Source organism: Bordetella genomosp. 9, assembly GCF_002261425.1.
Lineage (GTDB): Bacteria > Pseudomonadota > Gammaproteobacteria > Burkholderiales > Burkholderiaceae_B > Bordetella_C.
The window spans coordinates 2,453,315-2,471,916 of the sequence record NZ_NEVJ01000003.1; the positions used below are offsets into that span (position 1 = coordinate 2,453,315).

At 68.1% G+C, this 18,602-nt stretch carries 16 protein-coding genes; 5 read left to right on the forward strand and 11 right to left on the reverse strand.

Translation table 11 applies throughout. The annotated features are described in order from the left end of the window. Positions 1 to 6 precede the first annotated feature (6 nt). From CAL26_RS22180 to CAL26_RS22195, 4 genes are all read right to left on the reverse strand, one after another. Complete coding sequence (locus CAL26_RS22180; protein ID WP_179283436.1) at positions 7 to 891, reverse strand: amidohydrolase family protein; 885 nt, start codon at positions 889 to 891, stop codon at positions 7 to 9. A 167-nt stretch (positions 892 to 1,058) separates the two neighbouring features. Next, entirely contained in the window at positions 1,059 to 1,994 is a 936-nt protein-coding gene (locus tag CAL26_RS22185) for a LysR family transcriptional regulator (RefSeq protein WP_094848870.1), read from the reverse strand. Between the two features lie 165 nt (positions 1,995 to 2,159). Continuing rightward, positions 2,160 to 3,170 (reverse strand): tripartite tricarboxylate transporter substrate binding protein, encoded by a 1,011-nt coding sequence (locus CAL26_RS22190; protein WP_094848871.1) that lies wholly within the window; start codon positions 3,168 to 3,170, stop codon positions 2,160 to 2,162. Between the two features lie 55 nt (positions 3,171 to 3,225). After that, positions 3,226 to 4,089 carry an amidohydrolase family protein gene (locus CAL26_RS22195; protein ID WP_094848872.1) on the reverse strand — a complete coding sequence of 288 codons (864 nt, stop codon included), beginning with the start codon at positions 4,087 to 4,089 and terminating at the stop codon, positions 3,226 to 3,228. A 93-nt stretch (positions 4,090 to 4,182) separates the two neighbouring features. On the opposite strand from CAL26_RS22195, the gene CAL26_RS22200 reads away from it, so the two are divergent. Together CAL26_RS22200 and CAL26_RS22205 are read left to right on the forward strand one after the other, a co-directional pair. After that, on the forward strand, positions 4,183 to 5,070 hold the full coding sequence (locus tag CAL26_RS22200) for a LysR family transcriptional regulator (RefSeq protein ID WP_094848873.1): 888 nt from the start codon (positions 4,183 to 4,185) through the stop codon (positions 5,068 to 5,070). Between the two features lie 34 nt (positions 5,071 to 5,104). Further along, positions 5,105 to 6,001: a LysR family transcriptional regulator gene (locus CAL26_RS22205; RefSeq protein WP_094848874.1), complete on the forward strand. Its 897-nt coding sequence runs from the start codon at positions 5,105 to 5,107 to the stop codon at positions 5,999 to 6,001. Between the two features lie 21 nt (positions 6,002 to 6,022). Here CAL26_RS22205 and CAL26_RS22210 read toward each other — a convergent pair whose 3' ends face one another. The 7 genes from CAL26_RS22210 to CAL26_RS22240 all read right to left on the reverse strand — a co-directional run bounded on the left by CAL26_RS22210 (position 6,023) and on the right by CAL26_RS22240 (position 15,555). Next, the gene (locus tag CAL26_RS22210) at positions 6,023 to 7,564 is read right to left on the reverse strand and encodes a M81 family metallopeptidase (protein ID WP_094848875.1); all 1,542 of its coding nucleotides are present in this window, start codon (positions 7,562 to 7,564) and stop codon (positions 6,023 to 6,025) included. Between the two features lie 15 nt (positions 7,565 to 7,579). Next, positions 7,580 to 9,169, reverse strand: a complete 1,590-nt coding sequence (locus CAL26_RS22215) for an ABC transporter substrate-binding protein (protein ID WP_094848876.1) — start codon at positions 9,167 to 9,169, stop codon at positions 7,580 to 7,582. A 32-nt stretch (positions 9,170 to 9,201) separates the two neighbouring features. Further along, the gene (locus tag CAL26_RS22220) at positions 9,202 to 11,142 is read right to left on the reverse strand and encodes a dipeptide ABC transporter ATP-binding protein (protein ID WP_094850021.1); all 1,941 of its coding nucleotides are present in this window, start codon (positions 11,140 to 11,142) and stop codon (positions 9,202 to 9,204) included. A 56-nt stretch (positions 11,143 to 11,198) separates the two neighbouring features. Next, complete coding sequence (locus tag CAL26_RS22225; RefSeq protein ID WP_094848877.1) at positions 11,199 to 12,032, reverse strand: ABC transporter permease; 834 nt, start codon at positions 12,030 to 12,032, stop codon at positions 11,199 to 11,201. Continuing rightward, the gene (locus tag CAL26_RS22230; RefSeq protein ID WP_086066792.1) at positions 12,032 to 12,973 is read right to left on the reverse strand and encodes an ABC transporter permease; all 942 of its coding nucleotides are present in this window, start codon (positions 12,971 to 12,973) and stop codon (positions 12,032 to 12,034) included. Before CAL26_RS22230 ends, CAL26_RS22225 begins: the two co-directional genes overlap by 1 nt. A 242-nt stretch (positions 12,974 to 13,215) precedes the next feature. Beyond that, positions 13,216 to 14,772 carry an amidase gene (locus CAL26_RS22235; protein ID WP_094848878.1) on the reverse strand — a complete coding sequence of 519 codons (1,557 nt, stop codon included), beginning with the start codon at positions 14,770 to 14,772 and terminating at the stop codon, positions 13,216 to 13,218. Positions 14,773 to 14,886: 114 nt separating this feature from the next. Then, a complete protein-coding gene (locus tag CAL26_RS22240; RefSeq protein ID WP_256988563.1) occupies positions 14,887 to 15,555 on the reverse strand; it encodes a GntR family transcriptional regulator in 669 nt (222 codons plus the stop codon). 407 nt (positions 15,556 to 15,962) lie between these two features. Here CAL26_RS22240 and CAL26_RS22245 point away from each other — a divergent pair, with 407 nt between their 5' ends. The 3 genes from CAL26_RS22245 to CAL26_RS22255 are packed head-to-tail and all read left to right on the forward strand — an operon-like array spanning position 15,963 to position 18,580. Beyond that, positions 15,963 to 16,967 carry an ABC transporter substrate-binding protein gene (locus CAL26_RS22245; RefSeq protein WP_094848880.1) on the forward strand — a complete coding sequence of 335 codons (1,005 nt, stop codon included), beginning with the start codon at positions 15,963 to 15,965 and terminating at the stop codon, positions 16,965 to 16,967. Positions 16,968 to 16,988: 21 nt separating this feature from the next. After that, on the forward strand, positions 16,989 to 17,810 hold the full coding sequence (locus tag CAL26_RS22250; RefSeq protein ID WP_094848881.1) for an ABC transporter permease: 822 nt from the start codon (positions 16,989 to 16,991) through the stop codon (positions 17,808 to 17,810). After that, positions 17,807 to 18,580 carry an ABC transporter ATP-binding protein gene (locus CAL26_RS22255; protein ID WP_094848882.1) on the forward strand — a complete coding sequence of 258 codons (774 nt, stop codon included), beginning with the start codon at positions 17,807 to 17,809 and terminating at the stop codon, positions 18,578 to 18,580. The genes CAL26_RS22250 and CAL26_RS22255 overlap by 4 nt, the downstream gene beginning before the upstream one ends. Positions 18,581 to 18,602: the final 22 nt, after the last annotated feature.

An 18,602-nucleotide genomic window follows, 5' to 3' on the forward strand; every position in this document is an offset into this window, starting at 1 on the left:
GTGGCGTCAAGCGTCGCCGGTATACGCCGACTCCGGCCAGCGCAGGATGTGTGCGGCCGCCTTGCCCATGACCCACGCGCGGCTGTCCTCGTCGAGAAAATCCAGGGCGATGCGGAAGTGGTCCACGCATTCCTGGTACGTGCACGGCAGGCGGGTGTAATCGGAACCCCACATCGTGCGCCGCGGGCCGAAGGCCTCGAAGATGCGCTTCAGGTAGGGGTACAGATTGGCGAAGGGATAAGGCTCGTTGCTGTAGCACGGCGCGGCCGAGGCCTTTACCGATACGTTGGGAAAGCGGGCCAGCGCCAGCAGGTCGTCCAGGTCGGCGAAGGCGGCGGCGTCGCGCAGGTTGCTGCGCCGGGCCATGTGGTCCAGCAGGATGCGCAGGCCCGGATAGCGCTGGGCCAGGTAGGGGATCTTGTCGACGTGGCCGGGCACGAAAAGCATCAGCGGAATGTCCAGCCGTTCGCATGCCGCCCAGAACCAGTCCATGCCGCCCGGCTCCAGCCAGCCGCTCCACTTGGGCTTGTGGAAGGTCATGCGGATGCCCAGCATATTGGGCTGGTCCAGCCAATGCTCCAGGCGTTCGCGCGCGTCGGGCGCTTCGGGGTTGAAGCGGCCCATGATGGCCAGGCGTTGCGGATAGCGCGCGGCGGCCTCCAGCGCGGTGTCGTTGCTGTCGCCCACCGGCGACGGCGGCACGATGATGGCGCGCTGCACGCCCGCCGCATCCATCGTCGCCAGGAATTCTTCCGCGCCCAAGGGCGCTTCGCGATGCGGGCGGGCGCCCTCGACGGCCACGAAGACCTTGCGTTCGACTTCTTCCGCCGGCCACGGACGATCGGGCCGGTGGGCTTCCCACAGATGCACTTGGGTGTCGGTGATCAACACGCCGCTCTCCTGCTGGCGCCGGTGGCCGGCGCTCATCAAATGTATAGAAGTGTGACTATAGGGGCGGCACGCCGAGAGCGGAACGGCATTTCCTGTCTAGCTGCTATTACAGGAATGAATAGCTCGCTACAGGCGCCGCGTTTCAAATGGGCGTCAACGCCGGGTCGCTATGGCTTGCGACGGCCGCCGGCGCGCCGTGCCGCTTGCGCCAGCGCTTGCGGTACGAAGCCGGCGATCAGCGCGGCGGTCTGGCGGCCCAGCACGGTATCCGGACGTTCCGCCGACGTGGCCAGCGCCAACGTGCTGGTGATGCGTGGCGACACGATGCGGCGGGCCGTAAGCTTGGCGGCGTCGGCGGCGATCAGCAGCGCGTTCTGCGTGACGATGGCATGGCCGTAGCCTTGCGTCACCAGGTCCACGATGGCGCCGACCGCATCGATTTCCAGCGCGATGGAGATCTTGCGGCCCAGGCTGGCCAGGCGCGTTTCGATCAGCATGCGCAGGGGATGTGGCCGGCTGGGGATGATCAGCGGGACTTCCGACAATTCCTTGACGGCGATGGTGGCGCCCGGCGCGGCGCGTGCCTTGCCGCGCCGCTCGATCAGGAACAGCGGGTCTTCGCTGAGCGGCAGGAACTCCAGCCCCGGCGAGGGCATGGGATCGTGCAGCACCGCGACGTCGATGCGGCCGGACAACAGCCATTCGTGCAGATGCACGGTCAGGCCTTCCGTGATGCTCAACGTGGCGCGGGGAAAGGCGCGGCGAAACTCGCCGACAAAGGGCGCGGTCAACAGGCGGCCGATGGAATGCGGCACACCGACCACGACGCGGCCGACCGGCGACCCGCGCGCGTCCTCGACTTCCTGGCGGGCCCGATCGAACTGCAGCAATATCCCGCGTCCATGCGCCAGCAGCCGCTTGCCGGCTTCGGTGGGCGTGACGCCCCGCCCGTTGCGATAGAGCAGCGTCTGGCGCAGTTCGATTTCCAGCCGCCGCACCTGCCGGCTGAGCGCCGGCTGCGCCACATCCAGGATCGCCGCCGCCTTGGTGAAGCTGCCCAGCTCGGCGACGTGGACGAAGTATTCGAGTTGTCGCAGGTCCATGTAGTCCCCACTGGCGGAAGGCGCTTGCCGTCCGGCGGGTAGGCCGCCGTCCAGATGGGGCGGCGCGAAGAAAGCGACCTTACCATGGGTCCCCACCGGGCCATAGCGCGTCCGCCCGCCCGCGCGCGTTGCGAGCAGCTAGCGGTAAGCGGTGCGCGGCCGGCGTCAGTCCAGCTGCAGATGCGCTTCGTCCACGACCTTCTTCCACTTGTCGATTTCCGCGCGTCGGAAGGTATCCAGCTCCGCGGGGGTGGACGCGACGATTTCCGCGCCCATATCGGTCAGCTGTTTCGAGACCTGCGGGTCCTTGAGCACCCGGGCCAGGGCCTTCGAGACCTGCTCGATGATGGCCGGCGGCGTGCCGGCGGGGGCGAACACGCCGTTCCATTCGTAGGAGGCATAGCCGGGCACGCCGGATTCCGCGATGGTGGGCAGGTCCGGGGCGGACGCCGACCGCTGCGTGCCGCCGGACGCGACCGCCCGCAGCTTGCCGCTGCGCACGTGCGCCCATGACGATCCCATGCTGGCGAACATCACCGGCACCTGGCCCGACATGACGTCGACCATGGCGGGACCGCCGCCCTTGTAGGCGACGTGCTGCATATGGGTATGCGCCAGGAAGTTGAACAGTTCGCCGGCCAGGTGTTGCGCCGATCCGGGTCCCGACGACGCGTAGTACACGAAGGGGCCGTCCTTGGGCTGCGCCAGCTTGATCAGCTCGGCCACCGTCTTCACGGGATACGACGGCGTCACCACCAGGATGTTAGGCACGCGCAGCAGTAGCGAGACGGGCGCGAAATCACGCAGCGTGTCGAAGGTCATCTTGCTGTGCAGCGCGGGATTCTGGCCGTGGTTGGACGCGTCCATCATCAGCGTGTAGCCGTCCGGCGCGGCCTTGGCCACATACGCGCCGCCTATCATGCCGCCGGCGCCGCCCTTGTTTTCGATGATGACGGACTGGCCCAGTTCGGCCGACAGGCGCGGACCGATCAGGCGCGCGACCAGGTCCACCGTGCCGCCGGGAGGATAGGTGACGACCAGGGTGATGGGCCGGTCGGGATAGGCCGCCGCGGCGCCCGCCGTCGTCGCGGCCAGCGCGAGCGCGGCCAGCGGCGCCAGCAGCGCCCGCAAGGTGCGCCCGCGGCGCGCCACGATATGCCTGGAATCGGTATGCATGGTGTGTCTCCTTGGTTTTGTATGGAACAAGTAAGCCGGACAGCGCCGAAGGGCGCTACCCGTCGATCCTGAACAGGCGCCCTGCGGTGTCCCCCAGGATGATGCGCCGCGTTTCGTCTTCGGCGATCCACTGGCGCAGCCACGCGTACGCGGCGCCGTACGCCATGTCGCCATGTTCGGTATGCGGCCAGTCGCTGCCCCACAGCAGGCGTGCCGGCGTGTAGGCGTCCAGCAGCAGCCGCGTGGCTTCGGCGCCGGCCTCGGCGGCCTGCTCGTGCGGCCAGTTGCGGTAGGCGCCTGAAAGCTTCACCCACACCCGGCCGGTGCCGGCCTGGCGCAGCAGGTAGCCGTAGCCGGGATCCGCCACGCCCAGCGCGGGATCCGGCCTGCCGAAATGATCGACCACCACAGCGCAGCCGGCGTCCAGCAGCCGCGGCATGACGGCGGGCAGGCGCGCGGCCGGCAGATGCACTTCCACGTGCCAGCCCAGCCCCACGATGCGCGCCAGCAGGTCCCGCCAGGGGGGCGCATCGAGCGGCGGCACGTCCTTGCCCACCAGGTTCAGGCGCATCCCCACGACGCCGTCGTCCGCCATCATCGCCAGCTCATCGTCCGTGCAGGCGGGATCGATCACCACGACGCCCCGCAAGCGCCCGCGGCCGGCGCGCAGCGCATTCCGCAGATACCGGTTGTCGGTGCCCAGGAAGCTGGGCTGTACCAGCACGCCATGCGTCAATCCATGCGCGTCCAGCTGCGCCAGGTAATCGGCCAGCGTGGCGTCGTGCCCGGGCGTATAGCGACGACCCTCGGCCAGCGCCAGCCCGCGCACGAACACATGCGCGTGCGTGTCTATCGCGGCCACCCGTGCCGACGTCGCGGTCCCGCTGCCGATGGCGGGAGATGGGGCGGATACGGCCATGCAAATGCTCCAAGGATGGCGATGCGGCGAATTCTAGGCAAGCCATGTATAGTTTTCTATGTTCCGAATGTCGCTCTTATATATCGTCACGATATGGAAACCCGTCACCTGCGCTATTTCCTGGCCGTCATCGACCATGGCAGTGTCAGCCGCGCCGCGGCCTGGCTGGGACTGGCGCAGCCGGCGCTCAGCCAGGCGCTGGTGCGGATGGAAAAGGAACTGGGCGTGCGCCTGTTCGAGCGCTCGCGGCGCGGCGCCTTGCCGACACCCGCGGCGCTGGACATCCTGGAAGACGTGCGCGCCAGCGTGGCCCGCATCGACGCCGCCGCGGCCAGGGCGCGCGATATCGGCCGCGGCAGCGCGGGGCAGCTCACCGTCGGACTGGTATCGTCCGCGCTGTTCGATACGCTGCCGCGCGCGCTGCGCCAGATGCGCGAGCGGGCGCCCGGCGTGCGCGTGATCCTGCGCGAGATGAGCAATGCGGAACAGGCCGACGCCTTGCAGACCGGGGAAATCGATATCGGGCTGATGCACACGCCGGTCGCCGTGGGCGGCCGCATGCGCGAACGCCAGCTGCTGCGCGACCGGCTGGTGGCCGCCGTCCCGGATGAATTCGACGTGGCGGCGGACGGCAGCGTCACGCTGGCGCAGATCGCCCACGCCGGCCTGGTGCTGTATCCACGCTCGCAGTTGCCGGTACTGTACGAGTCCATACTGGACGCAATGCGCAAGGCCGGCCATGCTCCGCACGTCGCGCAGGAGGCCAACCGCACGCTGACGGTGCTGGCCTGCGTGGCCGGGGGCTGCGGCGTCGGGCTGCTGCCCAGCTGGATACGATCGCTGGATTTCCGCGGCGTGCGCTTCTGCCGCGTGGCCGATGGCCAAAGCCTGCCCAGCTTCGACCTGAGCGCCATCTGGCCCGCGCGCTCCACGCCCACGCTGGCCGACGTGTTCGCCAACCTGGACCTGACGTCGAAGTAGGCCCTTCCCCGCCCGCACAACCTATCGATCACCGATGCTCAATACCGCGCTCAAGTATTTCCTGGAAGTCGTCAACAACGGATCGCTGACCGTCGCCGCGCAGGCGCTGCACGTGGCGCCGTCGGCGGTCAGCCGCATGATCCGCAAACTGGAAGACGAATACGACACCGTGCTGTTCGACCGCCATGCGCGCGGCATGGTGCTGACGGAATCGGGCCAGCTGCTGGCGGCATATGCGCGGCGCGCCCACCTGGATGCGGAGCGCGTGCGTTCGGACGTGCGCGACCTGAGCCAGGTCGGCCAGCGCATGGTCAAGATTTCCGCCAACCAGGCGTTCGGCCGTGAACTGCTGCCGCGGCTGATCGGCGAGTTCCGCAAGCAGGAGCCCAGCGTGCATTTCCAGTTGAACATCCTGCAATCGGAAGAAATCAACCGCCGCGTGCGCGAAGGCAAGGACGATATCGGCGTCAGCTACAGCCTGTCCGCGCCGGAAGGCGTGCAGATCCAGCACGTCGGCATCCTGCCGGTCTGCGCGGTCATGCCGCCCGACCATCCGCTGGCGGGGCACGCGCTGCTGTCGATGCAGGAGATCGCTGGCTACCCCGTCGCATTGATGGGCCACGGCAGCACCATCCGCTTCATCGTCGACCTGTGCTGCATGCACGAAGGCATCGAGTTGAACGTGGTGATGACCAGCAACAATATGGGCGCGCTGCAGAACCTGAGCCGCAACTACGGTCCCATCATCTTCGGCAGCCGACTGACGGTGCTGGCCGGCATCCAGCGCGGCGAGCTGGTGGCCGTGCCGCTGACCAATGCCGACCTGCACCAGCGGCACTTCCACATCCAGACCATGCTGGGCCGCGAGCTGCCTTCCAGCGTTACGCGCATCGTGCAAGCCATCGTGCGCGACGTGACGGCGGCTGCCTGAGGCGCCGAACCGGATCCGGCCCTAGTCTGCCTGCCCGGCCCAGTCGGGTTCCCGCCATGACACGTCCGTGTCGATGGGCCACACCGGACGCGGCAGATGGCGGAAGTCCACCCGTTTCAGGTTGGGCGTGGTCAGGCCCGGGCTATCCACGTCGTGGATGCGATCGGGGGTGAAGAACTCGTCGAAACCGGCACGATAGTGCCCGCGGCTCTTGACGATCAGGTTGCTGACCGTGGCGATGTCGATGCCGTGCATTTCGACGATGCGCGGCTCGGCCAGCTGGCGGCGCAGGCTGCCCACGATGACGCGCAGGCCCGACCCTTCGAGCTGCAGCAGCGCGCTGGGACCCAGCGAGAACTTGCGGCCGCGCATGACCCCGCGACGGCCGATGCCTTCGCCATCGGTCAGCGTCAGTATCCTGGCCGGCGCCTGGAAGCGCCGGGAGAACTCCGATTCCTGCCGGTTGAAGACGGCGTCGAACGACGCGCCCACGCCCAGTTCATGCGCCTGCGCCGCCAGGTCAGGATCCACGAACACGCCCAGTACCGTGCCGGGCACATTGGCCTGGTGAAAGGCCTGCAGCAGCCACGCGGTGCTGCCGCGCCCGCCGCCGCCGGGATTGTCGGCGACGTCGGCAAACAGTAGCGGCACGGTCGACTCGCGCGCCAGCACGACGGCGCGGTCGACCTCGATCATGTCGGGCACATAGCGGTGGCGGTCGTCCCACGCCGCCCGCGCCAGGGCCAGGGCCGTGCGCCGCGCCGCCGCCAGGTCGCCGCGCGCCGTCACGTTGACGGTCAGCCCGCATTTGGGGATGTCGGAAAACACGAAACCGCCCAGCACGGACACATTGGCGATCGGCCCCTGCCCGGCCGGCGCCATGCAGGCCTCCGCCTGCTGGATCAGATCGGCATAGGGACCGGCGGCGGTGCCCAGCGTCACGGACGGCGGGGTGAGCGGCAAGCGGATATAGGCGGTCGCGGTCTTCATGCCCGCCAGCATTTCGTGCAGCAGGTCGGCGGCCTCGGCGGCGCGCTCGCGCTGGTCGACGTGCGGGTTGGTGCGGTAGCCGATCAGGGCGTCCAGTGCCTCCACCGTGGTGGCCGATACGTTGGCATGCAGGTCGTGGGTGGCGACGACGGGCACGTCCGGGCCCACCATCCGGCGCAGCAGGGTGGCCAGCACGGCCTCGGTATCGTCTTCGCCTTCCGCGGTCGATGCGCCGTGGTTCGCGATGTACACCGCGTCCACGGGCAATACCGCTTGCAGGCGTTCGCGCACTTCGCGCAGGAAGGTGTCCCAGACCGATGCGCTGGCCGGCCCGCCCGGGGGCGCGCCGATGACGATCAGCGGCAGGGGCTGCCAGGGGCCCCGCGTGTCCATGCGTTCGTAGAAGCCGGGCAGCTCGCTGGGCAGATGGCTGACCTGCCGCGCCAGGGTGCTGATACGGTCGCCCGCTTCCCAGCACTGCGCGCGGAAGTCGGCCTCCACCGACACCGGCGCGAAGGCGTTCGACTCCAGATGGAAACCCAGTACGGCGACGCGTGGACCGGATGCATGCATGATGGCCTCCTGGCGTCAGGCCTTGCGGGCGGTATAGAACAGGGGCAGCTGCGGCTGGAAGTCCTTCCATTCCGCGCCGTAGGCGCTGACCTGGTAGCTGGCGCCCAGCGGCACGTAGGGCACGTCTTCGATGACCTGCAGCTGGATCTGTTCGCAGATTTTCTTCTGCGTCGCCAGGTCGGGGGCATTGAACCAGTCCTGCCGCAACTGCTCCAGCTTGGGGCTGTCGGGCCAGCCCCACCAGGCGGCCTTGCCGTTGCCGCGCAACGCCAGGTGGCCGGCCGGATCCAGGTTGTTGGGGCCGGTCAGGCCGGTGAAGGCGATGTTCCAGCCGCCCTTGCCCGGCGCGTCCTGGTTGTTGCGCCGTTGCACGGCGGTGCCCCAGTCCATGGTCTGCACGTCGACGTTCAGGCCGATGCGCTTGAAGAGGTCCGCGGTGACCAGCGCCGCCGCGTGGTAATCGGGGAAGTCGGCCGGATCGATCAGCACGATGGGTTCGCCCTTGTAGCCGGCCGCCTTGATGTCGGCGCGCACCTTGTCCAGGTTGCGCTTGCCGGTCAGCTTGTCCATGCCGGCCTCGGTCGCCATCGGCGTGCCGGGCACGAAGACGCCCATGCGGTCGGTCCAGTACTCCTTGAAATCCGAACCGTTGATGGCCGTCATGTAGTCGGTCTGGTTGATCGACGCCAGCACCGCCCGCCGCATCAGCACGTTGTTGAACGGCGGCTGCAGGTGGTTGAAACGCAGGATGGCGACGGTGGGCAGGCTGCGCTTGAGCAGGGTGATCGACGGATCGGCCTTCAGCGCGCCGATGAAGTCCTTGTCCACGGCTTCCACGCCGTCGACCTCATGCGCCTGCAGGGCGGCGATGGCGGTGGCGCGGTCGGGCACGACGTTCCAGCGCACCTCGTCCATATAGGCCACCTTCGGTCCGGCGCTGAACTGCGGCGGGAAGCTGTCCTTGCGCGGCACGTAGCCGGCGAACTTCTCGTAGACCACGCGCGAGCCCGATACCCATTGGTCGCGCATGAAACGGAACGGGCCGCTGCCTATCATCTCCGTGACCGGCTTGTCCTCCGGACCCTTGGCCAGGCGCTCGGGCATGATGGCCGCCATGCTGCCGGTCTGGCGTCCCAGCGCGTGCAGCAGCAGCGGGAAAGGCTGCTTCAGCTTGAACTGGAACTGCTTGTCGTTGAGCGCGGTCAGCTCCGCCGTGGCGGCCATCAGCGATTTGCCCATCAGGTCGCGCTGCGCCCAGCGGCGCAGGCTGGCCACCGCATCCTGTGCCCGCACCGGCGAGCCGTCATGGAACACCAGTTGGTCGCGCAGGGTGATCACCCAGCGCAACTGGTCGGCGTCCATTTCATGGCCGGCCGCCATCTGCGGATGCGGCTGGTAGTCGTTGTCCATGCCGTACAGCGTGTCGAACACCATCTGCGCGTGGTTCTGGGTGATGGTGGCGGTCGTGAACGTGGGATCGAGCAGCGTCAGGTCGGTCTGCGGAACCCAGCGGAATTCGACGCGCGGCGCGGCGCGCAGATAGCCCGGCAAGGCCAGGCTGGCCGCGCTGGCGGAGGTGGTGATCAGGAAGGTCCTGCGGTCCATGTGTGGCTCCCGTTCTCAAGAGATGAATGCGCTCAATACAACCCCCCGACCTTATGGCGGGCGACATAGTGTCCCGGGCCGACCTGTTCCAGCGGCGGCACGTCCGGCTCGTAGTCCAGCGGACGCACCGGGCTGGGCAGCTCGGCGTTGTCCAGGCGGACCTCGCGCCGGCGCCGGGGATCGGGCACCGGCACGGCTTGCATCAGCTTGCGCGTATAGGGGTGGCGCGGGTCTTCGAAGACGGCCTGGCGCGGGCCGATTTCGACGATCTGGCCCAGGTACATCACGGCCACGCGATGGCTGACGCGCTCGACCACCGCCATGTCGTGCGAGATGAACAGGTAGGACACGCCCAGCTCGCGTTGCAGGTCGATCAGCAGATTGACGATCTGCGCCTGGATGGAGACGTCCAGCGCGGACACCGACTCGTCGGCGATCAGCACGCGCGGGTTCACCGACAGGGCGCGGGCGATGCAGATGCGCTGGCGCTGGCCGCCGGAGAACTGGTGCGGCCAGCGCGTGGCCATGGCCGGGTCCAGGCCCACGCGTTCCATCAGCGACGCCACCCTGCGGTCGGCCTCCGCACCGCTGGCGACGCCGTGGATCAGCATGGGTTCCTTGATGGATTCGCCCACGCGCATGCGCGGGTTCAGCGATGCGAACGGATCCTGGAAGACGAACTGCATGCCGCGCCGCAGCGTGCGCAGCGACAGCGGATCGTCGGGGCGGACCTGCTGGCCGTCGAACTCGACGCTGCCGGACGTGACCCGGGCAAGCTGCAGGATGGAGCGGCCCGTGGTGGTCTTGCCGCAGCCGGATTCGCCCACCAGCGATAGCGTTTCACCGGCGTTCAGGTCGAAGCTGACCTTCTCCACCGCATGCACGCGCCGCTTCACGCGCGCGAGGATGCCGCCCCGCACGTCGAAGCGCGTGACCAGGTCGCGCACGCGGAGGATGGGATGTCTGGTCGGCGCATCCTGGACCGCCGCGGACGGCCGCGCCGGCGGTGCTGCCATTGTTGCCGTTGTTGCTGGCGCCTGTGTCGAGGCGGACGCCTGCCCTGCCCGCGCCGTTGCCGGCGGCGCGGAAGCGGCGGCGCCCGGGGACTCCGATTCCAGCAGGTCGAAACGCGCCGGCGCGGTCGTGCCGCGCATGGCGCCCAGCTTGGGAGCGGCGGCCATCAGCGCGCGCGTGTACGGTTCGCGCGGGTGCGCGAACAGCGCCTCCGCGCCCTCGCTTTCGATGGCGCGGCCGCGGCGCATCACCATCACGCGGTCGGCCACTTCCGCCACCACGCCCATATCGTGGGTGATGAAGATCACCCCCATATCCATATCCCGTTGCAGCTCGCGCACCAGCTGCAGGATCTGCGCCTGGATGGTCACGTCCAATGCGGTGGTGGGCTCGTCGGCGATCAGCAGCGCCGGCTTGCAGGACAGCGCCATGGCGATCATGACGCGCTGGCGCATGCCCCCCGACAACTCGTGCGGATAGCGGCGCATGACCGCGGCGCCGTCCGGGATGCGCACGCGGTCCAGGATGCGGCGCGTCTCGGCCTCGGCGGCGCGGGCGTCGCCGGGCTGGTGCAGCCGGATGGCTTCGACGATCTGCGCGCCTATCGTCATGACCGGGTTGAGCGACGTCATGGGTTCCTGGAACACCATGCCCAGGTCCGCCCCACGCATGGCGCGCATCTGCTCGCTGCCGGCGGCCGCCAGGTCGACGATCGTGCCGTCGCGGCGGCGGAAGGTCATGCGGCCGCGCGCGATGCGCCCGCCGCCGAACTCCACCAGGCGCATGATCGCCAGCGACGTCACCGACTTGCCCGACCCCGACTCGCCGACGATGGCCAGCGTTTCGCCGCGATCCACATGCAGGGTGATGTCTTCGACCGCCGCGACCGGTTGCGAGGCCGGCCCGAACGCCACCGTCAGCCCGGCGACGTCCAGCACGCGGCGCTCATGCTGGCGCATGTCGCCCGCCGCTCCGGCGTCCTTTGCACGCGTGGGATCCATGTCGATCGCCATGGTCAGATCCTCTTCGCCATGCGCGGATCGATGGCGTCGCGCAGCCCGTCGCCCAGCATGTTGATGGCCAGGATGGTGACCGACAGGAAGATCGCCGGAAAGGCGATCAGGTAAGGCTTGATCTGCCACAGCGCGCGGCCTTCGGCCATGATGTTGCCCCACGATGGCGTGGCCGGCGGCACGCCCGCGCCGATGAAGGACAGGCCCGCTTCGGCCAGGATGGCGACGCCGCAGATATAGGTGGCCTGCACGGTCAAGGGCGCGATGGTGTTCGGCAGGATATGCCGCAGCACCACGCGCAGCCGGCTGGCGCCCGCCGCCACCGCCGATTCGACGAAGGGCTGCTCGCGCAGCGACAGCACCACGCCGCGCACCAGGCGCACGACGCGCGGGATCTCCGCCAGCGTGATGGCGAAGATCACGTTGTGCAGCGAAGCCCGGCTCAGCGAGATCAGCGCGATGGCCAGCAGGATGGTGGGGATGGACATGAAGCCGTCCATGATGCGCATGGCGACCGCGTCGATCCAGCGCACGAAGCCGGCCGCCAGGCCGATCGCGACGCCCGCCAGGGTCGACAGGATGGCCACGGTGAAGCCGACGATCAGCGACACCCTGGCGCCGTAGATCACGCGCGAATAGACATCGCGGCCCAGCAGGTCCGTCCCGAACCAGAAGCGTTCGCTGGGCGGCCGCGTCCGGTTGACCGGCGACAGCGCCGTCGGGTCGACCGTATGCAGCCACGGCGCGAAGACGGCGATCATGATCAGCAGCAGCAGGAGCAGCCCGCCCAGCGCGATGGTCGGATGCTCGCGCATCGTCCGGATGAAGGCGCGCATCAGTATTTGATCCTTGGGTCGAAGACGCGATAGAGCAGGTCCACCGCCAGATTGATCAGCACGTACATGAAGCTGAACAACAGGATGACGCCCTGGATCACCGGATAGTCGCGGCGCAGGATGGCATCCACCGTCAGCCGTCCCAGTCCGGGAATGGAGAACACGGTTTCGGTAATGACGGTCCCGCTGATCAACAGCGCGACGCCGCTGCCGATCACGGTCAGGATGGGTACGGCGGCATTCTTCAAGGCATGGCGGAACAGCAGCGTGCGGTCATGCACGCCCTTGGCGCGGGCGGTGCGCACGTAGTCCTGCGACAGGGTCTCCAGCAAGGTCGCCCGCGTGATGCGCGTGATCAGGGCGATATACACGCTGCCCAGGGCCAGCGCCGGCAGCACCAGCGTGTGCAGCGACGTCCACAGGCCGCGCGAAAGCGGCGCGTAGCCCTGCACCGGAAACCAGCGCAGCTGCAGGCCCAGCGTCCACGCCAGCAGATAGCCCACCACGAAGGAAGGCACGGAAAAGCCCAGCACCGCGCCCACCATGATGCCGCGATCCTGCCAGGCGTTGTGCCGCCACGCCGCCAGCGCGCCCAGGGGCACGGCCACCAGCACGGACAGGATCAAGGTCATCACCATCAGGCTGAAGGTCGGCGCGAGCCGCTGGCCGATCATGTAGGTGACGGGCTGGCTGGTGAACAGCGACGTGCCCAGGTCGCCGTGCAGGACGGCCCAGATCCAATGGCCGAACCGCAGCAGGAACGGCTGGTCCAATCCCAGCGTGGCGCGTATGCGGGCGATGTCCTGCGCGGTGGCGTCCTCTCCCGCCAGCAGCGCGGCGGGATCGCCCGGCGCCAGGTCCAGCAGCGCGAAGACGAAGAGCGCGACGAACAGCATGACGGGCAAGGTGGCAAGCAGCCGGCGCAGGATGTAGGAAACCATCTGACCTCGTCGTGGAAAACCCGGATAGGCGCCGTGCCGCTGTCGCCCGGCGCGCGTTTCCACGCGTGCCGATGCGGGCATTTGCGCGGTGCAAAAAATTCTAGGGTCGGGTTAGGCGGTCAACAATTTCAAAATTCGCCGGCTGCCGTTGCCGAAATTAGAACTGCCCGCAAAGCCAGTGCTGGCGCGGCTTTGCGGGCAGTACGTAGTCGCCCTGATGGGGATATCCCCAGGGCGCGGGATCAGACCGCGACGTCCACCGACCCCGCCGCGCGCTGCGCGCCGGCATGCCCTTGGGCCAGCGCGGCGTCCGGCGGCGCGGTGACAATGCCGGCGCGGAAATCCGCCGGCGGCTGCGCGCGCAGGCACGCCAGGTCCGGCAGCGGCCGGGCCAGCTCGGGCTGGCGCGCCCAGGCCCATTCCAGCGACTTGCAGATCTCCAGCAGCGCCAGGTCCTGCCGGAAGCCGCCGATCACCTGCATGCCGAAGGGCATCCCGGCATGATCCCGGCCGCATGGCATGGACAGCGCCGGATTGGTCATCAGGGTCACGACATAGGTCAGGGCCAGCCAGCGGTAATAGTTTTCCTGCGCCTTGCCGTTGATGCGGTCCAGCGCCAGCTGCGTCCAGGGGAAAGGCGACACTGGCGTGGTCGGCGCCAGGATGATGTCGTAATCGCGGTACAGGGTCTGGAACGCCTTGAACATGCGGGTCTGGTCCAGGTGCGCCGCGGTGTGGTCGGCCAGCGTCATCGACGCGCCCATTTCGTAGTTGGCGCGCGGATTGGGCCCGAGATTGTTCGGGTCGGCCTCGTAGGCGTCCCGGTAGCGGGCCACGTAGTTGGCCGCGCGGATCACGTCGAAGCAGCGATGCGCCGCGCCCAGGTCGGGGCGCACTTCATCGCAGCTCCTGAACAGCGGCCGCATGGCGTCTATCCTGGCCAGGAAAACGCGGCGTATGTCGTCGTCCACGTCGCAGACGCCGAAATCCACGGTGTAGCCCACCCGCAGGCTGCCCAGGTCGCGCGGCCGCAGGCTGGCGAAGGCCGCCGCGTCCACGTCATAGGACAGCGGATCGCAGTCGCCGCGGCCCGCGATGGCGGACAGGTGTAGGCCGACGTCGTCCATATTGCGTCCCATGGGGCCGACCACCGAGATCGGCGTCCACCCCAGCGCGCGGCGCTCCACCGGCACCAGTCCCGGCGAAGGCCGGAAGCCGATCACCCCGCACTTGGCGGCGGGGATGCGCAGCGATCCCCCCGTATCCGATCCGGTGCACAGCGGCAGCATGTCGGTCGCCAGCGCGACGGCCGAACCGCCGGACGAGCCGCCGCAATTCAGGCGCGGATCGAAGGGATTGCCGGTGGCGCCCCAGACCGGGTTGCGCGTGTTCGCGCCCGCGCCCAGCTCCGGCACGTTGGTCTTGCCCACCACGATGGCGCCCGCCCGCCGCATGCGCCCCACCATCAGGTTGTCGGCGGCGGGCACGTGCGCGCGGTACATGGGCGAGCCGAACGTGGTCAGCAGGCCTTCGGTTTCCTCCAGGTCCTTCACCCCCAGGGGCAGGCCATGCAGCGGGCCCAGCGGCAAGCCGCGCAGCACGTCCTGCTCGGCCTCGCGCGCTTCCTGCATGGCGCGGTCGTAGCAGGTCGCGGTAATGGCGTTCAGGTAAGGATTGAGCGCCTGGATGCGGTCCAGGCAGGCCTGCAGCAGCTCGACCGGCGAAATGGTCTTGTCGCCGATGGCGCGGCGCAGGTCGACGGTGGACCAGGAAACCAGGGAGTCGGCGGCGGTCGGCATGGTGCGCATTCCAGAAAGGCGGGATGCGCCCGATTCTGGAAGTCGCGCGCCGCACTGTCCATTACAGATTTTCGCAGCGCGCGTTCTCCAAATTCGAACCGGCGGCCGCGGCCGCTATGACGCGAACAGGGACTGCAGGTCCACGCGCGCCGCGGCTTCGGGCTCTTCCAGCGCGAGCGTGGCCTCGATGTGTTGCAGGTGATGCCGCATCAACGACGCGGCGCGCGCGCCGTCGCGGGCTTCGATGGCGTCGATCACGTCTTCGTGTTCCTGGTGGGGACACGCCGGCGTATTGGGCTTGTCGTACAGCGTGATGACCAGGCAGGTCTGCGCGCACAGCTCGCGCAGCGTGCGCATCAGGATGCGATTGCCGGTCAGTTCCGCCATCAGCAGGTGGAACTCGCCGGACAGGCGGATGATGTCGGCGCGCTCCCCGGCCCGCCGCGCCGCGGCTTCGCGGCGCACGTGCGCCCGCAGGCGGCCCACCTGCGCGGCCTTGCAGTCCCGCGCCAGCAGCTCGGCCATGGGCGGCTCGATCATATGCCGCATGGCAAAGACTTCGCGCGCTTCCTCCACGCTGGGCTTGGCGACGAAAGCGCCCCGATTGGGGATCAGGGTGACCAGGTTTTCATGCGCCAGGCGCGCCAATACCTGCCGGATCCGGCCGCGCGTGCTGCCCGTGACTTCGGCCAGATGGTCTTCGACCAGGCGGGTGCCGGGCAGCAGCCGGTGTTCGAACACCGCCTGCTGGAGCTTGCGATGGATTTCTTCGTTGGCGAGCATGGCCGACATTCTAGATTGCGCGCAATCCAAATGGAAATGTGGCGCGATGCGATGCGGCAAATTGCCCACGGTCGGACGGCGCGCCGCGACGCGCTTGAGGGCCGGCGCCTGAGTTGCCCGTCCGCTTCCCGCCGCCCCATCGTTGGAAAACACGCACCGAACCATGCGCCTTTCAGGTGCAGGGCGCCCCGTTCTGACGCATGCGGGCGCACAGGCCTTCCGCTGCCGGGCACCTCGAACCAGCCCTTTTTCCTGGGCACAAAGCCGCTCCTGATTGTGCACAATCCAATCGAAAAGTTGGCACAGGTATTGCTTGAGCAGGGATTGATCATCGTGTACCGCGGCACGCGCCCAACGGCGCGCGGCCTTTCAATCCGTATCGATCACGCACTACAGGAGCTTTTCCCATGTCCTTCATCAAAGCGATGGCCGCCATCGCCCTGGTAACCCTGGCGGGGTCGTACAGCGCCGCGCAGGCCGCCGACCCCGAAATCAAGCTGGGTTTCGCCAAATGCGCGCACTGCGTGCCCATGAGCCTGACGCCGCAGCTGGCCAAGGGCGTGACCATCGACGCCACCGCCTTCACCTCCGGCAACGACGTGCTGACGGCGCTGGTATCCAAGAGCGTGGACGTGGCGCAGGTCACCTACCTGCATTTCGTCACCGCGCTGGACAAGGGCTTCGACGTCGTCGCCGTCTCCGGCCAGGTCAACGGCGGTTCGGAAATGCTGTCCGCCCCGGCCTTGAACCTGAAGGCCGACGACTGGGACGCGCTGAAGAAACTGGTCGCCGACCGCAAGAAGGCCGGCCAGCCGCTGCGCGTGGCGGCCTCGCGCGGCAACGCGCAGGACCTGCACATGCGGGGCGTGCTGGCGACGCACGGCATCAATCCGGACAAGGACGTGCAGTTCATCAACATCCCCAATCCCGCCGACCACGCCGCCGCTCTGCAGCGCAACGAGATCGACCTGGTGTCCACGGTGGAGCCCTTCGCCTCGCAGATCCGCATGACGGGCGCCGGCAAGCATTTCGATTTCCCCTATGACCAGGCCGCCGGCAAGCTGACCAACCTGATCGTCACGCGCTCGGACGTCATCAAGGACAAGCCGCAGGCCGTGCAGGCGACCGTGACCGCGGTGGTCGCGCTGGTCGACAAGCTGAAGAGCGACCGGCAGGTGTGGATCGACAGCATCACCAAGTACACCGCGCTGGATCCCAAGGTGGCCGCCTCCGCGCTGGAGAACGCCTATCCCGACTACGCGATGTACCAGAAGCAGACCCTGGCCATCGCCAAGATGATGAAGGACCTGCACTACGTGTCCACCGACGTCACCGGCCAGATCCCCTCGCACATGGATTACAGCTTCCTGGTCAAGGCCACCGGCAAATCCAAGAGCGACCTGGGCGATTGACGCCCCGGCACGGAGAATTCGATGCGTCTATTCGCCCATAAGGAGCGGCTGGTGGTGCCGCTCGTCGTCCTGCTCGCCTGGGAGGCATTCTCCCGGTCCGGCCTGATTCCGCCCGCGCTGCTGCCCGCGCCGTCGCGCGTGCTGTGGACCTGGGCCGACTGGATCTTCGGCACCGACGGCAGCACGCAATCCTATAGCGGCGAATGGCTGCCGGCCGCCTTCGCCAGCCTGCTGCGCGTGCTGGCGGGCTATGCGATCGCGGCGGTCAGCGGCATCCTGCTGGGCATCGCCATCGGCTGGTGGCGCTGGGTCGAAAAGACCATCGAACCGACGATACAGGTGCTGCGGCCCATCCCGCCGGTGTCGTGGATTCCCCTGGCCATCATCTGGTTCGGCATCGCCAACAAGCCGGCCATTTTCCTGGTGTTCCTGGGCGCCTTCTTTCCCATCCTGATGAACACCATCCATGGCGTGAAGAACGTGGATCGCAACCTGATCCGCGCCGCGGCCATGATGGACGCGACACAGTGGCAGCTGTTGCGCCACGTCGTGCTGCCCGCCGCGCTGCCCAGTATCTTCTCCGGCCTGCGCATCGCCATCGGCTCCGCCTGGATGCTCACGGTCACCGCCGAAATGGTCGCGGTCAAGAGCGGGCTGGGCTATTCACTGTGGGATTCCTATTACTTCCTGCGCTACGACCTGGTCATCGCCGCGATGGTCAGCATCGGCCTGCTGGGCTACCTGTCGGACCTGCTGCTGAAAACCATCATGAATGCCTGCCTGCACTGGCAGCGCGGCTCGACGCTGCAGGGCAGCCAGCAAGCCGCGGGAGGCGGACGATGAGCCACGTCGTATTCGAGAACATCGGCAAGACTTTCTACGACTCGCGCCGCAATACCGAACTGCTGACGCTGCAGGACGTTTCGCTGAGCGTGGGCCATCACGAGCTGCTGTGCCTGCTGGGGCCATCCGGTTGCGGCAAGTCCACGCTGCTGAACATGCTGGCGGGCTTCGAGCATCCCACCACCGGCCGGGTCACTGTCGAAGGCAAGCCCGTGACGCGGCCGGGCGCCGACCGCGGCATGGTGTTCCAGCAGGCCACGCTCATGCCCTGGCTGCCGGTCTGGGACAACGTGGCCTTCCCCTACCGCCTGCGCGGCAAGTCCAAGGACGAACGCCGCCGGCTGGCGCAGCCCTACATCGACCTGGTGGGGCTGACCGGCTTCGAGGACCACTACCCTTCGGAGCTATCGGGCGGCATGAGCCAGCGCGTCGGCATCGCCCGCGCATTGCTGCTCAATCCCGGTGTGATCCTGATGGACGAACCTTTCGCCGCGCTCGACGCGCAGACCAAGGCCGACATTCAGGAAGAACTGGTATCGATCTGGCAGAAGTCCCGTTCGACCATCGTCTTCGTCACGCACAGCGTGGAAGAAGCCCTGATCCTGGGCACCCAGGTCGCCGTCATGACGCACCGGCCCGGACGCATCCGCGAACTGATACCCATCGACCTGCCCCGGCCGCGCGACACCACGTCGGCGGTGTTCAACGAAATCAAGCGCCACGTGCTGGGCCTGATCCGCGAAGAGGCCGCGCTGGCCCGCGCGGCGTAAGGCTGGCCACGGCGACTCCAAG